The sequence below is a fragment of the Streptomyces beihaiensis genome (assembly GCF_026274175.1).
GTDB lineage: Bacteria > Actinomycetota > Actinomycetes > Streptomycetales > Streptomycetaceae > Streptomyces > Streptomyces beihaiensis.
The window spans coordinates 1-17,663 of the sequence record NZ_JAPHNL010000032.1; the positions used below are offsets into that span (position 1 = coordinate 1).

A 17,663-nucleotide genomic window follows, 5' to 3' on the forward strand; every position below is an offset into this window, starting at 1 on the left:
AGAGGTCGCCCGCCAGCTGGCGCGGTACCGGGCATGGGAGCGCACGCTGCTCATGGCCCCGGCCGACCGCGCGGCCCCCGAGAACCCTGAAGCTCCCGAGGCACCCTCGGCGCCCCAGGTCATCGAACTCGCCGAGGCCGCCCGGGAACAACCGCAGGACGATCCCCAGGCGCAGGCGCAGGCGCAGGCGCAGGCGCGGCCCGAGGCCCAGGAACCGGCCGCCGCGGCGGAGGCCGGGCAGCCCGCCGCGCCGCCCCAGGCCCAGCCCCCCGCCCCGGCCGCGGGCGACAACGCGGGCGGGCAGGCACCCGCGTCCGACCAGCCCCCCGTGCCCGACCAGACCGTCGCCGCCCCCGGCTACGACGACGCCGAGCGCGAGGCCGTCCTCCGCGTGATGCGCGAACGCCGCGACATCCGTAACGGCTTCCGCGGCGACCCCATCCCGCACGAGGTGCTGCTCCGCGTCCTTGAGGCGGCCCACACGGCGCCGTCCGTCGGCCACTCCCAGCCCTGGGACTTCGTCGTCATCCGCTCCGCCGACACCCGGCGCACCATGCACGAACTGGCGATGCGCCAGCGCGAGGCGTACGCCAAGTCGCTCCCCAAGGGCCGCGCGAAGCAGTTCAAGGAACTGAAGATCGAGGCCATCCTCGACACCCCGGTCAACATCGTCGTCACCGCCGACCCGACCCGCGGCGGCCGCCACACCCTGGGCCGCCACACGCAGCCGCAGATGGCCCCGTACTCCTCCGCGCTCGCGGTCGAGAACCTGTGGCTGGCGGCCCGCGCCGAGGGCCTGGGCGTCGGCTGGGTGAGCTTCTTCGACGAGCGCGAGATGGTCCGCGCCCTCGGCCTGCCCGAACACCTGGAGGTCGTCGCCTACCTGTGCGTGGGCTACGTCGACGAGTTCCCCGACGAGCCCGAGCTGATGCAGGCCGGCTGGTCCAAGCGCCGCCCGCTGTCCTGGGTGGTGCACGAGGAGACGTACGGCCGCCGCGCCCTGCCCGGTGAGGACCCGCACGACCTGCTCGCCGAGACCGTCGCCAACATCCGCCCGCTGGACGCCAAGGCCCTCGGCGAGGCGTGGGAGCGGCAGAAGCGGATGACCAAGCCCGCGGGCGCCCTCGGCATGCTGGAGATCATCTCCGCGCAGCTGTCCGGCCTGTCCCGGATGTGCCCGCCGCCCGTCCCGGAGCCCGCGGCCGTCGCCATCTTCGCCGGCGATCACGGTGTGCACGCCCAGGGCGTCACCCCGTGGCCGCAGGAGGTCACCGGGCAGATGGTCGCCAACTTCCTGGGCGGCGGCGCGGTCTGCAACGCGTTCGCCAACCAGGTCGGCGCCGAGGTCTGCGTCGTCGACGTCGGCGTGGCGAGCGAACTCCCGGCGACGCCTGGTCTCTTGCCGCGCAAGGTGCGCGCGGGCACCGCCGACATGACGACCGGGCCCGCCCTGACCCGCGAGGAGGTCAAGGCGGCCGTCGAGGTCGGCATCGAGACGGCCCGCGACCTCGTCGCGGCGGGCAACAAGGCGCTGCTCACCGGCGAGATGGGCATCGCCAACACCACGGCGTCGGCCGCCCTCATCTCCGTGTACACCGGCGCCGACCCCGCCGAGGTCACCGGCCGCGGCACCGGCATCAACGACGAGACCCACGCCCGCAAGGTCGAGGTGGTACGCCGCGCCCTGGACAAGCACCAGCCCGACCCGGCCGACCCGATCGGCGTCCTCGCCGCGATCGGCGGCCTGGAGCACGCGGCGATGGTCGGCCTGCTGCTCGGCGGCGCCTCGCTGCGCACCCCGGTCGTCCTCGACGGCGTCAGCGCCGGGGCCGCGGCCCTGGTCGCCCGCGCCATCGCCCCCGAGGCGCTCGCCGCGTGCATCGCGGGCCACCGCAGCGCCGAGCCCGGCCACGTCGCCGCGCTCAACAAGCTGGGCCTGCGCCCGCTCATCGACCTGGACCTGCGTCTGGGCGAGGGCACGGGCGCGCTGCTGGCCCTGCCGATCGTGCAGAGCGCGGCGCGCGCCATGCACGAGGTCGCCACGTTCGACTCGGCGGGCGTCACCGAGAAGTAACCGGACCAGGGTCCGTCCGGCGCGCTGCGCCTGCCCCGGCACACGCCGGGGCAGGCGCTCCTCAGGCAGGCCCACGTAGGCTGAGCTCGAACCCAGCCCCGGGACCCGTCCGGCGGACGCCCGGAGCCCGGACCCAGCCCGCGGGACGAGGGCCCCGCCCCCGACCCCCGTACGTGACCGACCCCCGTACGTCACCGACCCGTACATCACCGGGCTCCAGCGTCGCAGCCCACCAGCCCCGCCCGCACGAGGAGCCGTACGCCATGCCCGCCGCACCGCACCCCGCCTACCCGGTAGGACTCCGCCTCACCGGCCGCAAGACCGTCGTCATCGGCGGCGGCCAGGTCGCCCAGCGCCGCCTGCCGGCCCTGATCGCGGCGGGCGCGGACCTCACGCTCGTCTCACCGTCGGCCACCCCTTCGGTGGAGGCCATGGCGGACGCGGGCGAGATCACCTGGGTGCGGCGCCGCTATGAGCGCGGCGACCTGGAGGGCGCGTGGTACGTCCTGATCGCGACGGGTGACCGCGCCGCCAACGACGAGGCGTCCGCGGAGGCCGAGGAGCACCGCGTGTGGTGCGTGCGCTCCGACGACGCCGAGGCGGCCACCGCCTGGACCCCCGCCACCGGACGCACCGAGGGTGTCACCGTCGCCGTCCTGTCCACGGAGGCCGCCGACCGCGACCCGCGCCGCACCGCCGCCATCCGCGACGCCCTGGTCGAGGCGCTGCGCGACGGCACGGTCGGTGTCGAGCGGCCCCACACGCCGGGCGTCGCCCTGGTCGGCGGCGGCCCGGGCGACCCGGACCTCATCACCGTGCGCGGCCGCCGCCTGCTCGCCGAGGCGGACGTCGTCATCGCCGACCGGCTCGGCCCGCGCGACCTGCTCGACGAGCTGCCGCCGCACGTCGAGGTGATCGACGCGGCGAAGATCCCCTACGGCCGCCAGATGGGCCAGGAGGCCATCAACCAGGCCCTCATAGACCACGCCAAGCAGGGCAAGGCCGTCGTACGGCTCAAGGGCGGCGACCCGTTCGTCTTCGGCCGGGGCATGGAGGAGGCGCAGGCGCTCGCCGCCGAGGGCATCCCGGTCACCGTCGTGCCCGGCATCTCCAGCTCGATCAGCGTCCCCGGCGCGGCCGGTATCCCGGTCACCCACCGGGGCGTCGCCCACGAGTTCACCGTGGTCAGCGGTCACGTCGCCCCCGACGACGAACGCTCCCTGGTCGACTGGGGAGCGATGGCCAAGCTGACCGGCACGCTCGTCGTCCTCATGGGCGTCGACAAGATCGGGAAGATCGCCGCGGCCCTGGTCGCGCACGGAAAGCCGGGGGACACCCCCGTCGCGCTCGTCCAGGAAGGCACGACGGCCGCCCAGCGCCGCGTAGACGCCACCCTCGCCACGGTCGGCGAGACGGTGGCCGCCGAAGGCGTCAAGCCCCCGGCCGTCATCGTCATCGGGGACGTGGTCCGCGAGGGCCCCGAACGTAACCGACGGTAACAACAGTCGTGCCCACCCGTTGGCACAAGCTCCGAGGCAAGGCAGTATCGATCCGTGGCTGAACCGGCTGAACCCCAAGGTCTCATCACCATCGACGACCCCGACGACCCGCGCCTGCGCGACTACACCGGCCTGACCGACGTCGAGCTGCGCCGCAGGCGCGAACCCGCCGAGGGCCTGTTCATCGCCGAGGGCGAGAAGGTCATCCGGCGCGCCAGGCAGGCCGGGTACGAGATGCGCTCGATGCTGCTGTCCGCCAAGTGGGTCGACGTCATGCGTGACGTCATCGACGAGGTCCCCGCCCCGGTCTACGCCGTCGCCCCCGACCTCGCCGAGCGTGTCACCGGCTACCACGTCCACCGCGGCGCCCTCGCCTCCATGCAGCGCAAGCCGCTGCCGACGGCGGAGGAACTCCTCACCACGGCCCGCCGCGTGGCCGTCATGGAGGCCGTCAACGACCACACCAACATCGGCGCGATCTTCCGGTCGGCCGCGGCCCTCGGCATGGACGCCGTGCTGCTCTCCCCGGACTGCGCGGACCCGCTCTACCGCCGCTCGGTCAAGGTCTCCATGGGCGCCGTCTTCTCCGTGCCGTACGCCCGACTGGAGTCCTGGCCCAAGTCCTTGGAGGCGGTCCGCGAGGCCGGTTTCACGCTCCTCGCGCTCACCCCGGCCGAGCGCGCCAGGAGCCTGGACGAGGCGGCCCCGCACCGCATGGACCGGGTGGCGCTGATGCTCGGCGCCGAGGGTGAGGGCCTGTCCACCAAGGCGCTGATGGCAGCGGACGAATGGGTCCGCATCCCGATGGCCCACGGCGTCGACTCGCTGAACGTGGGCGCGGCGGCCGCGGTGGCGTTCTACGCGGTGGCCACCGGCCGCCCGAGCCTCTGACCCGGCCCTGGGGCTCTGCCCGGTGCGGGGACCGCGACCCGGCCCCGGGGGCTCTCGGCTTCCGCCGCTACGACGGCCCCTGGCAGCCCTGTGCCAGGGCGATGGCGAGCGCCACGAACAGCGTCACCACCACGAAGACGAACAGCCGCTGCCGCAGCAGCCGAGGGTTGGCCGGCCGCAGCCGCTTGCCGGAGCCCGAGCCCTTCGTGCCGCCCGCGCCCGTGCCGTTGGTCCGCGGCGCCGGGCGCCCGCCGGTGCCGCTGCGCGGTCCGGGCCTGCCGGTGCCGGACCGCTGCGCGGGGCGCGGTGCCGATCCGCCGCCGGTGCGGCTCGCGCCGGTCCGGTTCCCGCCCGTGCGCGGCACCGGCGTCCCCGGCTGCGTACGCCGCTGGGTGCGCTGCTGCTCCGCCCGGTCCCCGTACGACTGGGTCAGGCGCCCGGTCGGCCGGTCCTGTTCGGCGGCGCGCGGCGCGGGCGGGCGGGCCTCCGGGACGCCGCCCTGTGCCTCCCGGGCCGCGATCTCCTTCAGGCGCAGCGACAACTGCAGCGTGCTGGGCCGCTCCTCGGGGTCCTTGGCCAGGCACGCCCGCAGCAGTGGCGCGAGCGCGTCGGGCACCCCGTGCAGCTGCGCCTCCTCGTGCACCACGCGGTAGAGCATCACCTCGGAACTGCCGTGCCCGAAGGGCGAGTCGCCCATGGACGCGTACGCGAGCGTGGCGCCCAGGGCGAACACGTCCGTGGCCGGGGTGACCGCCGCGCCGCGCACCTGCTCGGGCGCGAGGAACCCGGGGGAGCCGACCGCCGTGCCCACGTGGGTGAGGGTGGAGGCCCCGGTCGCCCAGGCAATGCCGAAATCGATGATCCGCGGCCCCTTCGGGGACAGCAGGATGTTGGACGGCTTGAGGTCGCGGTGCACGACGCCCGCCTCGTGGACGGCGACCAGCCCCTCCGACAGGGCCGCACCGACGGCGGCCACGTCGGAGGCGGCCAGCGGCCCCTCTTCAGCGACCTTGTCGTGCAGCGACGGTCCCGGCACGTACTGCGTCGCGAACCAGGGCCGGTCCGCCTCCAGATCGGCGGCGACCAGGCGTGCGGTGCAGCCGCCGCGGATGCGCCGCGCGGCGGACACCTCCCGCGCGAACCGTGACCGGAACTCCTGGTCCTCCGCCAGGTCGGGCCGGATCACCTTGAGCGCGACACGCTGCCCGCGCCGGTCGGAGCCGAGATAGACCACACCCATTCCGCCCGCGCCGAGCCGTCTGTGCAGCCGGAACGAGCCGACGACGCGCGGGTCCTCGCGCCTCAGGCGCATCATCGCCATGTTCATCCCCGCTGCCGCCCGTTCCGTCTGACGTGCCACAGCTTACGTTTACGCGGCCGACTGCGCGCAGAGGCCGCGCCCTCACGGCCGATTCGATTGTCAGTGCGCGGCGGGAGACTTGAGCAACGGTCAGGGTGCGCTGCGGGGGCCGCACTTGCCCGGCCCGCCCCGCCCAACCCCGGGTCGGGGCAGGGGGATTGGGCCCCTGAGGGGCGGCCGGACCGGGAGCGGCGGGCCGTGCGGGCCGCCGGGTGGAGATCGCGGCCCGCGAGGGAGCCGGGAAAGTGATCGAAGTCACCGCCCACCCCGTCGGGGAGGACCCCGAGTCCCGGCTCCGCGTCTCCACCCAGGGGAGTACACGCGGCGGCGTCGGTCATCCTCCGGGAGGCCCGGGAATCGGTACGAGGGCATGACGCCCGAAGGGGCCGCCGCCCATAGATTTGAGGTCAAGCGGCGGGTGCGGCACTCGTCCCCCGAGGTCACGTGCCCGTCGCTGCCAGACATCAGGATCTCGACCGGGAGAGGACCATGGCGGACACGGCATCGCGGACCACAGCCCCCCGTGCCCGGGTACGCACGTCGCGCACCCCCGCGGGCCGCCGCCATCCGCTGGTGGCCACGGCCATGGTCCTGCCTCTCGCGGCCCTGCTCGTCGTCGCCTTCGGCGGCTGGGACGCGGTGGTCACACAGGCGTCGTCCGTGGGCGTGATGCTGGGGCGCTGAGCGGCGCCCCGGGCCCGGAAGAGCGGTCCGGGCGGGGACATCCGGCCATGAAACCCCGTGGGGACGGGGGTGCGGCGGACGACACAAGTGCTGCGCGCAGCTGGGGAGCTGCGCGCAGCACTTTTTGTGCGCGCTCCGGCGCCCCCGGAGGGGGCCCGGCCTCGGGGACCCACCACGAGAGAAGCCCCTGGTCAGATGGACCAGGGGCTTCTCGTCTGTGCGCGATACTGGGATTGAACCAGTGACCTCTTCCGTGTCAGGGAAGCGCTCTCCCGCTGAGCTAATCGCGCGGGACGGTGCCAGACTCTATCAGGCTCCGCGTGCGGTACCGCGTGGTGCTGCGTGCGCGATACTGGGATTGAACCAGTGACCTCTTCCGTGTCAGGGAAGCGCTCTCCCGCTGAGCTAATCGCGCGGGGACGAAGCCGTGAGGCTCCAGTGGACGATACTGGGATTGAACCAGTGACCTCTTCCGTGTCAGGGAAGCGCTCTCCCGCTGAGCTAATCGTCCTTGGAGGTGGAGACGGGATTTGAACCCGTGTAGACGGCTTTGCAGGCCGTTGCCTCGCCTCTCGGCCACTCCACCAGGAGCGTAGGGGTTCGGGAAGATCCCCCACATCCGAGCGAACGACCGGTCTCGAACCGGCGACCTCAACCTTGGCAAGGTTGCGCTCTACCAACTGAGCTACGTTCGCCTGTCATTCCGGCCCGCTTGCGCGTCCCGGCGACGTGGTGAACTCTAGCGGATTCCCGGGGCAGCTCCAAAACGCGTTTCCCCAGCGTGCTGCGGTGCGACCGACGGTGCTCCACTCCAGGTCACCGCCCGGTCACCGAACCGGCCCCCGCTCCAGGCGATCGCGGGAGCCGGACGCCGCCGGGCCGCCCCGCGGGCGACGACGGAGGCGCGGGGGCAGGACCTAGACTCGAACCCGTGCACGAGACCCCTCCGCTCGCCCGCTTCGGCGGCCTGCTCGCGACCGATCTGCGCGACGTGACCAGCGACCCCGCGGCCCTGGACTCCACCGGCTTCTGGGCCGTCGCGGCCGATTTCGAGGGACGGCTCGTCTGCGCCCGCTTCGGCAGCGTACGCGAGGAGCCGGTGCCCGCCCCGCGGCCCGGGGCCTGGCGCGGCCCGGCGGCCGACGCCTGGACGTCGTCCCTCGACCACGCCGCGTACACCCAGGGCGTGCGCGACATCCGCGCCCACATCGCGACCGGCGCCGTCTACCAGGTCAACCTCTGCCGCGTGCTGTCCGCGCCGGTGTCTCCCGACGCGGACGTGGACGCCCTCACCGCGGTCCTCGCCCGCGGCAACCCGGGCGCCTACGCCGGCACGATCCGGCTGCCCGGCCACGGCGTGGAGATCGCCACGGCCTCGCCGGAGCTCTTCCTGCGGCGCGAGCGCGGCATCGTCGAGTCCGGGCCGATCAAGGGCACCGCCCCCACCGAGGCGGAGCTCAAGGAGAAGGACCGCGCCGAGAACGTGATGATCGTGGACCTGGTCCGCAACGACCTGGGCCGGGTCTGCGCCACCGGCACCGTGACCGTCCCCGACCTGTGCGTAGTCGAGAAGTACCCGGGCCTGGTCCACCTGGTGTCGACCGTGCGCGGCGAACTGCGCCCGGGGGCCGGCTGGCCCGAACTCCTCGACGCCGCCTTCCCGCCCGGCTCCGTCACCGGCGCCCCCAAATCCAGCGCGCTGCGCTTCATCGAGGAGCTGGAGACCGCGCCGCGCGGCCCCTACTGCGGCGGCATCGGATGGGTCGACGCCGACCGCGGCACGGGCGAACTGGCCGTAGGAATCCGTACGTTCTGGATCGACCGGTCCGCCGAGCACGCGGACGGCGCGGACGGCGCGGTGCTGCGGTTCGGGGCGGGCGCCGGCATCACCTGGGGCTCCGACCCCGAGGGGGAGTGGCGGGAGACCGAACTGAAGGCGGCGCGACTGCTCGCGGTAGCGTCGGACGCGTACTCGGACGCGGACGCGGATTCCGACGGCACACAAACCGAGCGGACCGAGCGGACCGAGCGGACCGAGCGGACCGAGCGGACAGGACAGTGAGAGGCGGGACCCAGTGAAGATCTGGCTCGACGGCGGGCTGCGGGACCTGGACACGGCACGCGTGTCCGTCTTCGATCACGGGCTGACCGTGGGCGACGGCATCTTCGAGACGGTGAAGGCCACGGAAGGCCGCCCGTTCGCGCTCACCCGCCACCTCGACCGGCTCGCCCGCTCCGCGCGCGGCCTCGGCCTGCCCGAGCCGGACGCCGACGAGGTGCGCCGCGCCTGCACCGCCGTCCTCGACGCCAAACCGATGCCGCTGGGCCGCCTGCGCATCACCTATACCGGCGGCACCTCGCCGCTCGGCTCCGACCGCGGCGACGGCGGCCCCACGCTCGTCGTGGCGCTCGGCGAGGTCACCCGGCGCCCCGATACCACGGCGGTGATCACCGTCCCGTGGACCCGCAACGAGCGGGGCGCGCTCACCGGCCTGAAGACCACCTCGTACGCCGAGAACGTCGTCGCGCTGGCCCGCGCCCACCAACACGGCGCGTCCGAGGCCCTGTTCGGCAACACGGTCGGGCAGCTGTGCGAGGGCACGGGCTCCAACGTGTTCGTCGTCCTCGGCGGCGAGCTGCACACCCCGCCTGTCACCTCAGGCTGCCTCGCCGGGATCACCCGCGCCCTCGCGGTCGAGTGGACCGGCGCCCAGGAGACCGACCTGCCGCTGGACGTCCTCGACCGCGCCGACGAGGTGTTCCTGACGTCGACGCTGCGCGACGTGCAGGCCGTGCACCGGGTCGACGGCCGTGAGCTGCCGGGCGCGCCGGGGCCCGTCACCGCCAAGGCCATGCGTGTGTGGGAGGAGCGGGCCGCGGACGACCTCGACCCCTGAGCAGACGGCCGGGACGCCCGAGGACGCGCGCCGGGGGGTGTCGCCCCGGGCGCCGAGGGGGGTAGAACACGGGTGATGACCACGACCCTGCGGCCGACCGAGCCGCTCCAGCACGGCGCCGACGGCGTGCGCTCGCGCCGCTACGAGGTGTGTGTGAACGGCCGCCCGGTCGGCACGCTCCACCTCGCCACGCACCCGCTCTTCGGCCCCCGGGCCGCCCTGATCACGGAGCTGCGCATCGACGAGCGGGAACGGGGGCGAGGCCGCGGCACCGTGGCCGCGCTCGCCGCCGAGGAGGTGGCCCGCACCTGGGGCTGCCGCCGCATCGAGGCGTCGGTCCCCGCCGCCCACCAGGACCTGCTGCGCCTCGCCACCACGCTCGGCTACCTGGAGCGCAACCGCACCATGGCCAAGTCGCTGGAAGCGGCGCCGCGCCCGCTGCCCGGCGGTACGGCGGGGCGGCGCATGACGGAGGCCGAGTTCACCGCCTGGCGGGCGCGGGCCAAGGAGACGTACGTCCACACCTGGACCGAGCGCGGCATCCCCGAGGGCGAGGCCCGCGCCAAGGCCGACCGCGACCACGCCGCCCTGCTGCCCGAGGGACTCGCCACCCCGGACGTCCTGCTCAGTGTCCTGGAACACGACGGAGAGCCGGTGGGAACGCTCTGGCTGGCGCTGCGCGACGACGGCGCGTACGTCTACGACGTGGAGGTCACCGCCGAGCGGCGCGGCCGGGGCCACGGACGCGCGCTGATGCTGCTCGCCGAGGCCGACGCGCTGGCGGTGGGCGCCGACCGCATCGGCCTCAACGTCTTCGCGGACAACAAGGCCGCGCTGAGCCTGTACACGTCCCTGGGCTACCAGCCCGTCCAGCACCACCTGTACAAGACGCTCCTGTGAGGTGACGGCGGCCGTCAGGACGGGCGGCCGGGAGGGCCGAGGCAGCCGCTCAGCCGGCCGCGAGCAGCTGGTCCGCGATCTCCTCCACGCGCTCGCGCAGCCCTTCCTGGCTCTTGCCGCCGTCGAGCCTGTCACCGCCGATGACGTACGTCGGTGTGCCCGTCACGCCGATCGCCTTGCCCTCGGCCTGGTCGGCGTCGACGATCAGGATGTGCCGCCCGTCGACCAGGGCCGTGTCGAACTCCTCGGCGTCGAGGCCGAGTTCCCGCGCCACCTCGACGAGGAACGGCTCACCGGCGCGGTCGAACTCCTCGACCCGGCCGAGCACGGCCTCCACGTACGGCCACCCCTTGCCCTGGGCGAACGCCTCCTCCGCGGCCTGGGCGCCGGCGAAGGAATGCTTGTGCTTCTCCAGCGGGAAGTGGCGCAGGCGCAGTTCGAGCCGGTCGCCGTAGCGCTCGCGCAGCGCGCGCACGTCGTCCAGGGCCGCACGGCAGTCGGGGCACTGCAACTCGCACCACACGTCGAGGATGGGGTTCGGGGCGTTCATGGGCCCAGTCTCCCAGGCCGCCGCCGCGGCCCCAACCTGGACCTGCGAAGGAGGCGCGACCCCGAGATCTCCCTGAGGTCCGCCGGGGCCATGGCCCGAGGCGCCCCGGACGGTGCAGGATGGAAGGGGCGAAACCGCCTTCCGAAGCCTTGCCTTCCGAAGCCTCGCCTGTCGAAACCGCCGCACCCGCCCGAACCCAGGAGGACCGGATGATTGCCGAGACCGTCTGTTCCGCCGTCTCCGTGGCGGGCCTGGGGATCGCCGCGGTCACCGCGTACCGCAGGAAGTTCCTCTCCGCCGCCCGCCTCGCCGCCTACTCGCTGGTCCCGCTGGGCCTGGTGATGACCGGAGCCGTCGGCTGGGCGGTGGACACCGCGTTCAGCCCGACCGCGTGGGCGGGCTTCGGAGTGCTCGGCGCGGCGTGGCTGATGTTCATGGGCACGCGCGCGGCCGAGCGGCGCGCCGCGGGCGGCCGCAGGGAACGCGAGGCGGCCGGGGAAGCGGGGCGCGACGCCGTGGCCCCCGGAGCCTCGGCGCCCTCCCTCGGCCCGGGCGCCCGCACCGCACGGCCCCCGAAGCAGCAGCCGAAGGCCGGCGGCGCCGAGGACTTCAGCGACATCGAGGCGATCCTCAAGAAGCACGGCATCTGAGTCCGGCATGCGGGCCCGGCGCGTGAGTCCGTGCGGGCCAGGCACCTGAGTCCGGCATACGGGCCCGGCACCTCAGCCCGACATCCGGGCCCGGCACCTGAGACCGTTGGCCGAGTCGGTCCCCGGCATCGGCTTCGACGCCCTCGTACGGCCTCTGACCGTCGTCCGACACGCGTGCGATCCGGGCCGCGCTTTCGCGCACCTGCCCGGACGCGTTGTCACGGGATGTGGCGAACCCCCGTTGGAACCGGGCGTGTTGTGATGGCGTGCCCTGAGCGCTGCGCCATCATCGCCGCGAGATGCCGGACACACCGCAGCAGCTGGCCGACCAGCTGGACACCGAGAAGCGGCACGCGCCCCCCGCGCGGCAGAGCGAGCCCGGACCCGCCGAGGCGCCGTCCGCCGAGGACGGACGCGGCTGTCTCTTCGCGCTCTCCCAGCCCCCGCTCATGATCTTCCTGACGGTGATCGGCTGCCTGCTCCTGATGGCCGCGCTCCACGATCTCCTGCTGTTGTGAGGGCGGGGACCGCTCAGCCCGCGGCCTCCTTGCGACGGGCCCGGTACGCGGCGACGTGCAGCCGGTTCCCGCAGGTGCGGCTGTCGCAGTAGCGGCGCGAGCGGTTGCGGGAGAGGTCCACGAACGCGTGCCGGCAGTCCGGTGCCTCGCAGCGCCGCAGTCGCTCCTGCTCCCCGGCGACCACGAAGAACGCCAGGGCCATGCCGCAGTCGGCGGCCATGTGGTCCGCCACGGACGCGCCCGGCGCGAAGTAGTGCACATGCCAGTCGTAGCCGTCGTGGTCCGTGAGGCGGGGCGTGGTGCCCGCGGCGGCCACGAGGTCGTTGATCAGTGTCGCCGCCGCGCGCGGGTCCTGTGCGGCGAAGACCGCGGCGAACTTCTCCCGCACCCCGCGCACCGCGTCGAGGTCACGCTCCGTGAGTACGCCCACGTCGCTGATGTTGTTCCTTCGTACGAACTCGGTGAGCGCCGCCAGATCGGCGAGCCCGTCGGGCGTCGCGCCGCCCTCGGTGTCGTCCGGCGCGGTGTTCACCAGATCGACCACGGTGTCGAGCGAGCACCGGGTGTCGTGGGTGATCAGCACGATTCGCTCCCTGCCCCGATGGCGGGCCCGCACCCGCCGCTGCCCGTCGAGCCTAGTCCCTGCCCCGCGGAGACGACCGGCGCCGCCCCCTGGAAGCCCAGGAGGCGGCGCCGGTCGAAGCCCTATGCGGTTGTCCTGCCCAGGTCTGTCCGTGCCGTCTCCCCGAGTGGACGGCACGGAAGCTCTCACCCCGCCGCTCGCCGACTGGCTGCCGGCGCCGGCCTCCCGCGGTCAGCTCTCCGCGAGGATGTGCGACAGCTCCTGGTCGAGATCGAAGTGGCGGTGTTCCGTGCCGGGCGGCACGGCTGCGTCGGTCCGCTTTAGGAACGACTCGAGGGCCCGCGCCGGGGCCTCGAGCAGAGCCTCACCCTCCGGAGAGCTCAGGGCGATGCAGACGACGCCCTGACCGTGGCTGCGGGACGGCCACACGCGGACGTCGCCGGTGCCGGTCGGCCGGTGGAGGCCTTCGGCGAGGAGGTCGCGGGCGAACACCCACTCGACCGTCTCCTCGGCTCCGGTGTGGAAGGTGGCGTGCACGGCATACGGATCGGCCGTGTCATACCGCAGTCCCGCGGGTACAGGCAGTGAGGACTCGCTCGACACAACGAGGCGCAGGTGCAGCTCGCAGCTGACCGTGGTGTTCATAAGCGCCAGGGCCTTTCGCTCAGTGTGCGCTCGGGGATTCGCACGTCGGCGAAATCGACATGCCACCTACGATGCCGTTGTAAACCCCTCTGAGTGTTTTGGGTGGCTTTTGGTAGCTCGTATGGCGGAGTCTTTCTTCGGGAGGCCGGGCGGCAGTACCCATTCCGGGTACCGGAATGAGTCCGGTAGGTTTGGTGTCATGAATACGGGGAGTGACGAGGCCGCCGACGCCGCCACCGCGGACACCGTCGCCGGGCAAACCGGCGCCGGGCCGGAAGGGGGCACCGGGCGGGAAGAGAAACCGTTGGGGTCGCGCGCGCCGGAGTTCGTCCGGGCGCGCAGGGTGCTGCACCTGAGCTGGCAGGTGGGCGTCTTCGTGGTGGGTCTCGCGGTCGTGGTCGCGGGCGTGATCATGCTGCCGCTGCCGGGCCCCGGATGGCTGGTGATCTTCGCGGGCATGGCGATCTGGGCCACCGAGTTCGTCTGGGCGCAGCTCGTGCTGCGCTGGACGAAGCGCAAGGTCACCGAGGCCACGCAGCGCGCGCTCGATCCGAAGGTGCGGCGGCGCAACATCGCGCTGACCGTCTGCGGTCTGGTGGTCGTGGCCGCGCTGGCGGGCCTCTACGTAGGGAAGTTCGGGCTCGTCATGCCCTGGAACGTCAGCCAGTGAGCCGGGGTGTGCGGGTCCGCGGGCGCGGACTTTGGCGGATGGTGCCGGGCACCCTCTGACATGGGGTAATGTTCTTCCTGCGCCCGGGCGATTAGCTCAGTGGGAGAGCGCTTCGTTCACACCGAAGAGGTCACTGGTTCGAACCCAGTATCGCCCACCCCGGACCGAGGGCCCCGGAGACGTCGAGTCTCCGGGGCCCTCGGCGTGTTCGCCGCGATTCTTGTCCGAACCGTTGACGCACCCCCCGCACCTCCCTACCTTTGCTCGGCAAGCGCTTTCCTAAAACGATTCAATGCGCAGGCGGAGGGGCGAACTGTGACTGGCAACAGGGATCGTGGCCACGAGGGCCTTGGCCGTGGGGATCTTGACCGGCGGGGCCTGCTGAAGGTCGCGGGAGGGTCGCTCGCCGCGCTCGGTCTGACGGCCGCCGGCTGCGGGTCGGGCGGCGGCGACGGGACCGTCAGTCTCCGGTACGCCTGGTGGGGCGGCGAACCGCGGACCGTCGCCATCAAAAAGACCATCAGGCTCTTCGAGAAGAAGTACCCGAAGATCAAGATCAAGCCTGAATTCGCCGATTATGAAGCGTTCTGGGAGAAGTTCCAGACCCAGGCCTCCGGTGGAAATCCCCCGGACGTTTTCCAGAATGCCGTCGGGTTCCTGCGCAAGTACGACAAGCGCGGAGTTCTCATGGACCTCAAGTCCCAGGCGAGCGCCGGGAATCTGAGCCTCAAGAACTTCCGCAACGGTGTACTGACGGCCGGTCAGGCCGACGGGAAACAGCTCGGCATACCCGTCGGCGCCAACACCATGGCCCTCGTCATCGACCTCGACGTCTTCAAGAAGGCCGGTGTCGACCCCAAGGCGGGCTGGACCTGGGACGAGTACTGGAGCGCCCTGCGGAAGATCCACGACACACAGAAAATCGCGGGCGACACCGGCTACTTCACCGTGATGTACCTGTACGACCTCTACCTGCGCCAGCACGGCAGGGCCTTCTACACCGACACCGATCTCGGCTTCACCCAGGACGATCTGACGCAGTGGTGGAGCGACGGCTACAAGCGCGTGAAGTCCGGAATCGTCGCCGACCCGAAGAAGATCGAGCAGGTCGCCCCGAAGTCCGGCCTCTCCGCAGGTCTCGCCGCCGCCGAATTCACCTGGGACAACTTCTCCGTCCGCTACGAGGGCGAGGGCAGGTCCGACTACGGCCTCGCGCCGATCCCCACCACCGACGGCAAGCACACCGGCCAGTACCTCGGTTCCCTGATGCTCAGCGCCTTCTCCGGAACCGAGCATCCCAAGGAGGCCGCACAGTTCATCGACTTCATGGTGCACGACCCCGAGGTCGGCAAGATCATGGGCTACGACCGCGGCATCCTCGCCACCACCGAGCAGTACGACGCCTACAAGCCGACGGACAGGACCAGCAAGGGCATCGCCGCCTTCGAGGAGGAGGTCGCCAAGGCCGGGGTCCTCGGCAAGATCACCCCGCACCCGTCCGGCGCCGACGTCATCGAGGCCGCCTTCCTGCGGATCGGCAAGGAAGTCGCCCAGGGCAAGAGCAGGCCGTCCGCCGCCGCCCAGCAGTTCTTCGGTGAGGCCAAGGCCGCCTTCGCGGCCTGAAAGGGACGTACGCCATGACGCTCGTCGAGGAGACGCCCACCACCACGGCGAACAAGCCGCCCGCCGCTCCCACCGCCGCACGCGAGGGGCGACGCCGCGAGAACCTGGCCGGCTACCTGTTCATGTCGCCCTGGCTGGCCGGGTTCGTGCTGCTCACCGCGGGGCCGATGATCGCCTCGCTGTACTACGCCTTCACGGACTACAACCTGTTCACCCCGCCCCAGTGGGTCGGCTTCGACAACTTCACCACCATGTTCCACGACCCGCGCTGGCAGAAGTCGGTGCAGGTCACCCTCACGTACGTGGTGGTCGCCACCCCGCTGAAACTGCTGCTCGCCCTCGCGGTGGCGCTGCTCCTCGCGCAGAAGCGGCGCGGCCAGGCGCTCTACCGGGCGGCGTTCTACCTGCCCTCGCTCATCGGCGCCAGCGTGTCCGTCGGCTTCGTGTGGCGGGCACTGTTCTCCGACCACGCCATCGTGGACCGTACGCAGACCGTCCTCGGCCTGCACGCCGGTGGCTGGATCGGCAACCCCGACTACGTCCTGTACGCCCTGGTCGCCCTCACCATCTGGCAGTTCGGCGCGCCCATGGTCATCTTCCTCGCCGGGCTCAAACAGGTGCCGCCGGAGCTGTACGAGGCCGCGGCCATCGACGGCGCGGGACCACTGCGCCGGTTCTGGAGCATCACCCTGCCGACGATTTCCCCCGTGCTGTTCTTCAACGTCCTCCTGGAGTCGATCCACGCCTTCCAGGTGTTCGGCTCCGCGTACGTGGTCTCCAACACCCAGTGCGGGCCCGCCGACGCCACCCTCGTCTACACCTGTTACCTCTACCAGAAAGGCTTCAAGGAGTCCCAGATGGGCTTCGCCGCCGCCATGGCCTGGACCCTGGTGATCGCGGTGGCCCTCGTCACGGCCGTCCTGTTCTGGTCCCAGAAGAAATGGGTGCACTACGAGAACGAGACGGAGGCCGCCAAGTGACCAGCGCGACAAGCCCCGCCCGCCCCGTCGCCCGCGCCGCGCGCGAGCGGCGCCGCACCGGATCGCTCGCCTGGCACATCGGCGCGCTCGCCGTCCTCGCCGTCGTGCTCTACCCCGTCGTCTGGGTGGTCGGCGCCTCGTTCAAGCCCGGCAAGGACATCATCGGCAGCCTCCAGCTACTGCCCGCCCACCCCGTCGGGGACAACTTCGCAGGGCTCGCCGACGGCATCTCCGGCATCTCCGTGGGCACCTTCTTCGCCAACTCGCTGACGTACGCGCTGCTGGCCGTGGTCGGCACCGTCCTGTCCAGCTCCCTGACCGCGTACGCCTTCGCCAAGATCCGGTTCGCCGGGCGGAACCTGCTGTTCACGCTGATGATCGGCACCCTGCTGCTGCCGTACCACGTGCTGCTCATCCCGCAGTACGTACTGTTCCGCAGACTCGAACTCACCGACACGCTCGTCCCGCTCGTCGCGGGCAAGTTCCTCGCCACCGAGGCATTCTTCGTGTTCCTCATGGTGCAGTTCATGCGCGGGCTGCCCCGCGAACTCGACGAGGCCGCACGCCTCGACGGCTGCGGCCACCTGCGCACCTACTGGTCGATCGTGCTGCCCCTCAGCCGCCCCGCCGTCATCACCAGCGCCATCTTCACCTTCATCAACGCCTGGAACGACTTCATGGGGCCGCTGATCTATCTCAACACCCCGTCCAAATACACCGTCTCGCTCGGTCTGATGATGTTCCGCGACCAGGAGGGCCTGTCCGACTACGGCGGCATGATCGCGATGTCCATGGTGGCGCTGCTGCCCGTCGTCGCCTTCTTCCTCGCCTTCCAGCGTTACCTCATCGACGGCATGGCGACCTCCGGGCTCAAGGGATGAGCCGCCACCCGGCAGCCACCCGGCCCGCGGTCGAGTCGCGGCGGAGGATCGGCTTCACCGTCTTCGCCGAGTGCCTGCTGACCGGGGTGTGGATCGCCGTGGGCTGCCTGCCCCTGGTCACCGCGCCCGCCGCGTTCGCCGCCGGCGCCCGACATCTGCGCCGCCATCTGACCGGGCGGACCGGCGGATGGCGCGCCTACCTGACCGATCTGCGGGCCGCCGCCCGCCGCGGCTGGCTCGTCGGAGCCGCCGGGCTCG

17 protein-coding genes, 6 tRNA genes and 1 pseudogene are annotated in these 17,663 nt (G+C 72.3%); 15 read left to right on the forward strand and 9 right to left on the reverse strand.

Features of this window, described 5'->3' with window-relative positions; translation table 11 throughout:
- The 3 genes from cobT to OFY01_RS04590 form a co-directional block, all read left to right on the forward strand.
- The coding region (gene cobT / locus OFY01_RS04580) for a nicotinate-nucleotide--dimethylbenzimidazole phosphoribosyltransferase (RefSeq protein ID WP_266596535.1) at positions 1-2,074 on the forward strand (2,074 nt) is incomplete at its 5' end.
- Between the two features lie 263 nt (positions 2,075-2,337).
- Positions 2,338-3,573 (forward strand): uroporphyrinogen-III C-methyltransferase, encoded by a 1,236-nt coding sequence (gene cobA, locus OFY01_RS04585; RefSeq protein WP_266596537.1) that lies wholly within the window; start codon positions 2,338-2,340, stop codon positions 3,571-3,573.
- 54 nt (positions 3,574-3,627) lie between these two features.
- Entirely contained in the window at positions 3,628-4,464 is an 837-nt protein-coding gene (locus OFY01_RS04590; RefSeq protein WP_266596539.1) for a TrmH family RNA methyltransferase, read from the forward strand.
- Between the two features lie 67 nt (positions 4,465-4,531).
- On the opposite strand, the gene OFY01_RS04595 is transcribed toward OFY01_RS04590, so the two are convergent.
- Positions 4,532-5,791, reverse strand: a complete 1,260-nt coding sequence (locus OFY01_RS04595; RefSeq protein ID WP_266596565.1) for a serine/threonine-protein kinase — start codon at positions 5,789-5,791, stop codon at positions 4,532-4,534.
- 522 nt (positions 5,792-6,313) lie between these two features.
- Here OFY01_RS04595 and OFY01_RS04600 point away from each other — a divergent pair.
- Positions 6,314-6,508 (forward strand): hypothetical protein, encoded by a 195-nt coding sequence (locus OFY01_RS04600; RefSeq protein ID WP_266596541.1) that lies wholly within the window; start codon positions 6,314-6,316, stop codon positions 6,506-6,508.
- Positions 6,509-6,726: 218 nt separating this feature from the next.
- On the opposite strand, the gene OFY01_RS04605 is transcribed toward OFY01_RS04600, so the two are convergent.
- The 5 genes from OFY01_RS04605 to OFY01_RS04625 form a co-directional block, all read right to left on the reverse strand.
- Positions 6,727-6,798, reverse strand: a tRNA-Val gene (locus OFY01_RS04605).
- A gap of 53 nt (positions 6,799-6,851) precedes the next feature.
- Positions 6,852-6,923 (reverse strand) — tRNA-Val (locus tag OFY01_RS04610).
- Between the two features lie 24 nt (positions 6,924-6,947).
- Positions 6,948-7,019, reverse strand: a tRNA-Val gene (locus OFY01_RS04615).
- Position 7,020: 1 nt separating this feature from the next.
- Positions 7,021-7,094: transfer RNA gene (locus OFY01_RS04620), tRNA-Cys, on the reverse strand.
- A 36-nt stretch (positions 7,095-7,130) separates the two neighbouring features.
- Positions 7,131-7,203, reverse strand: a tRNA-Gly gene (locus tag OFY01_RS04625).
- A 236-nt stretch (positions 7,204-7,439) separates the two neighbouring features.
- Between OFY01_RS04625 and OFY01_RS04630 the strand changes: the two genes are divergently transcribed.
- The 3 genes from OFY01_RS04630 to OFY01_RS04640 all read left to right on the forward strand — a co-directional run bounded on the left by OFY01_RS04630 (position 7,440) and on the right by OFY01_RS04640 (position 10,305).
- The gene (locus OFY01_RS04630; protein ID WP_266596543.1) at positions 7,440-8,570 is read left to right on the forward strand and encodes a chorismate-binding protein; all 1,131 of its coding nucleotides are present in this window, start codon (positions 7,440-7,442) and stop codon (positions 8,568-8,570) included.
- A gap of 13 nt (positions 8,571-8,583) precedes the next feature.
- Positions 8,584-9,405: an aminotransferase class IV gene (locus OFY01_RS04635; protein ID WP_266596545.1), complete on the forward strand. Its 822-nt coding sequence runs from the start codon at positions 8,584-8,586 to the stop codon at positions 9,403-9,405.
- Between the two features lie 75 nt (positions 9,406-9,480).
- Entirely contained in the window at positions 9,481-10,305 is an 825-nt protein-coding gene (locus tag OFY01_RS04640) for a GNAT family N-acetyltransferase (protein ID WP_266596547.1), read from the forward strand.
- A gap of 49 nt (positions 10,306-10,354) precedes the next feature.
- Here OFY01_RS04640 and OFY01_RS04645 read toward each other — a convergent pair whose 3' ends face one another.
- Positions 10,355-10,855 carry a DsbA family protein gene (locus OFY01_RS04645; RefSeq protein WP_266596549.1) on the reverse strand — a complete coding sequence of 167 codons (501 nt, stop codon included), beginning with the start codon at positions 10,853-10,855 and terminating at the stop codon, positions 10,355-10,357.
- Positions 10,856-11,064: 209 nt separating this feature from the next.
- Between OFY01_RS04645 and OFY01_RS04650 the strand changes: the two genes are divergently transcribed.
- Positions 11,065-11,505, forward strand: a complete 441-nt coding sequence (locus tag OFY01_RS04650) for a hypothetical protein (RefSeq protein WP_266596551.1) — start codon at positions 11,065-11,067, stop codon at positions 11,503-11,505.
- Between the two features lie 299 nt (positions 11,506-11,804).
- The gene (locus OFY01_RS04655; RefSeq protein ID WP_266596553.1) at positions 11,805-12,023 is read left to right on the forward strand and encodes a hypothetical protein; all 219 of its coding nucleotides are present in this window, start codon (positions 11,805-11,807) and stop codon (positions 12,021-12,023) included.
- Between the two features lie 13 nt (positions 12,024-12,036).
- On the opposite strand, the gene OFY01_RS04660 is transcribed toward OFY01_RS04655, so the two are convergent.
- Positions 12,037-12,606 (reverse strand): CGNR zinc finger domain-containing protein, encoded by a 570-nt coding sequence (locus OFY01_RS04660; RefSeq protein WP_266596554.1) that lies wholly within the window; start codon positions 12,604-12,606, stop codon positions 12,037-12,039.
- A gap of 231 nt (positions 12,607-12,837) precedes the next feature.
- Positions 12,838-13,251: an SsgA family sporulation/cell division regulator gene (locus tag OFY01_RS04665; protein ID WP_004002642.1), complete on the reverse strand. Its 414-nt coding sequence runs from the start codon at positions 13,249-13,251 to the stop codon at positions 12,838-12,840.
- Between the two features lie 199 nt (positions 13,252-13,450).
- Between OFY01_RS04665 and OFY01_RS04670 the strand changes: the two genes are divergently transcribed.
- The 6 genes and pseudogenes from OFY01_RS04670 to OFY01_RS04695 all read left to right on the forward strand — a co-directional run.
- Positions 13,451-13,921 carry a TIGR02611 family protein gene (locus OFY01_RS04670; protein WP_266596557.1) on the forward strand — a complete coding sequence of 157 codons (471 nt, stop codon included), beginning with the start codon at positions 13,451-13,453 and terminating at the stop codon, positions 13,919-13,921.
- Positions 13,922-14,006: 85 nt separating this feature from the next.
- A tRNA-Val gene (locus OFY01_RS04675) sits at positions 14,007-14,078 on the forward strand.
- A gap of 158 nt (positions 14,079-14,236) precedes the next feature.
- The gene (locus OFY01_RS04680) at positions 14,237-15,544 is read left to right on the forward strand and encodes an ABC transporter substrate-binding protein (protein ID WP_266596559.1); all 1,308 of its coding nucleotides are present in this window, start codon (positions 14,237-14,239) and stop codon (positions 15,542-15,544) included.
- A 14-nt stretch (positions 15,545-15,558) separates the two neighbouring features.
- A complete protein-coding gene (locus OFY01_RS04685; protein WP_266596561.1) occupies positions 15,559-16,524 on the forward strand; it encodes a carbohydrate ABC transporter permease in 966 nt (321 codons plus the stop codon).
- Complete coding sequence (locus tag OFY01_RS04690; RefSeq protein ID WP_266596563.1) at positions 16,521-17,405, forward strand: carbohydrate ABC transporter permease; 885 nt, start codon at positions 16,521-16,523, stop codon at positions 17,403-17,405. Before OFY01_RS04685 ends, OFY01_RS04690 begins: the two co-directional genes overlap by 4 nt.
- A pseudogene (locus OFY01_RS04695) lies at positions 17,402-17,663 on the forward strand (hypothetical protein); the annotation flags it as partial. The gene OFY01_RS04690 and the pseudogene OFY01_RS04695, both read left to right, overlap by 4 nt.

What these genes read in the sequence shown, in the direction of transcription:
- cobA (WP_266596537.1), top strand. Translation starts at nt 2,338, where the DNA reads ATGCCCGCCGCACCGCACCCCGCCTACCCGGTAGGACTCCGCCTCACC.
- OFY01_RS04645 (WP_266596549.1), bottom strand. Translation starts at nt 10,855, where the DNA reads ATGAACGCCCCGAACCCCATCCTCGACGTGTGGTGCGAGTTGCAGTGC.
- OFY01_RS04665 (WP_004002642.1), bottom strand. Translation starts at nt 13,251, where the DNA reads ATGAACACCACGGTCAGCTGCGAGCTGCACCTGCGCCTCGTTGTGTCG.
- OFY01_RS04595 (WP_266596565.1), bottom strand. Translation starts at nt 5,791, where the DNA reads ATGAACATGGCGATGATGCGCCTGAGGCGCGAGGACCCGCGCGTCGTC.
- OFY01_RS04670 (WP_266596557.1), top strand. Translation starts at nt 13,451, where the DNA reads ATGAATACGGGGAGTGACGAGGCCGCCGACGCCGCCACCGCGGACACC.
- OFY01_RS04650 (WP_266596551.1), top strand. Translation starts at nt 11,065, where the DNA reads ATGATTGCCGAGACCGTCTGTTCCGCCGTCTCCGTGGCGGGCCTGGGG.
- OFY01_RS04600 (WP_266596541.1), top strand. Translation starts at nt 6,314, where the DNA reads ATGGCGGACACGGCATCGCGGACCACAGCCCCCCGTGCCCGGGTACGC.
- OFY01_RS04640 (WP_266596547.1), top strand. Translation starts at nt 9,481, where the DNA reads ATGACCACGACCCTGCGGCCGACCGAGCCGCTCCAGCACGGCGCCGAC.
- OFY01_RS04685 (WP_266596561.1), top strand. Translation starts at nt 15,559, where the DNA reads ATGACGCTCGTCGAGGAGACGCCCACCACCACGGCGAACAAGCCGCCC.
- OFY01_RS04655 (WP_266596553.1), top strand. Translation starts at nt 11,805, where the DNA reads ATGCCGGACACACCGCAGCAGCTGGCCGACCAGCTGGACACCGAGAAG.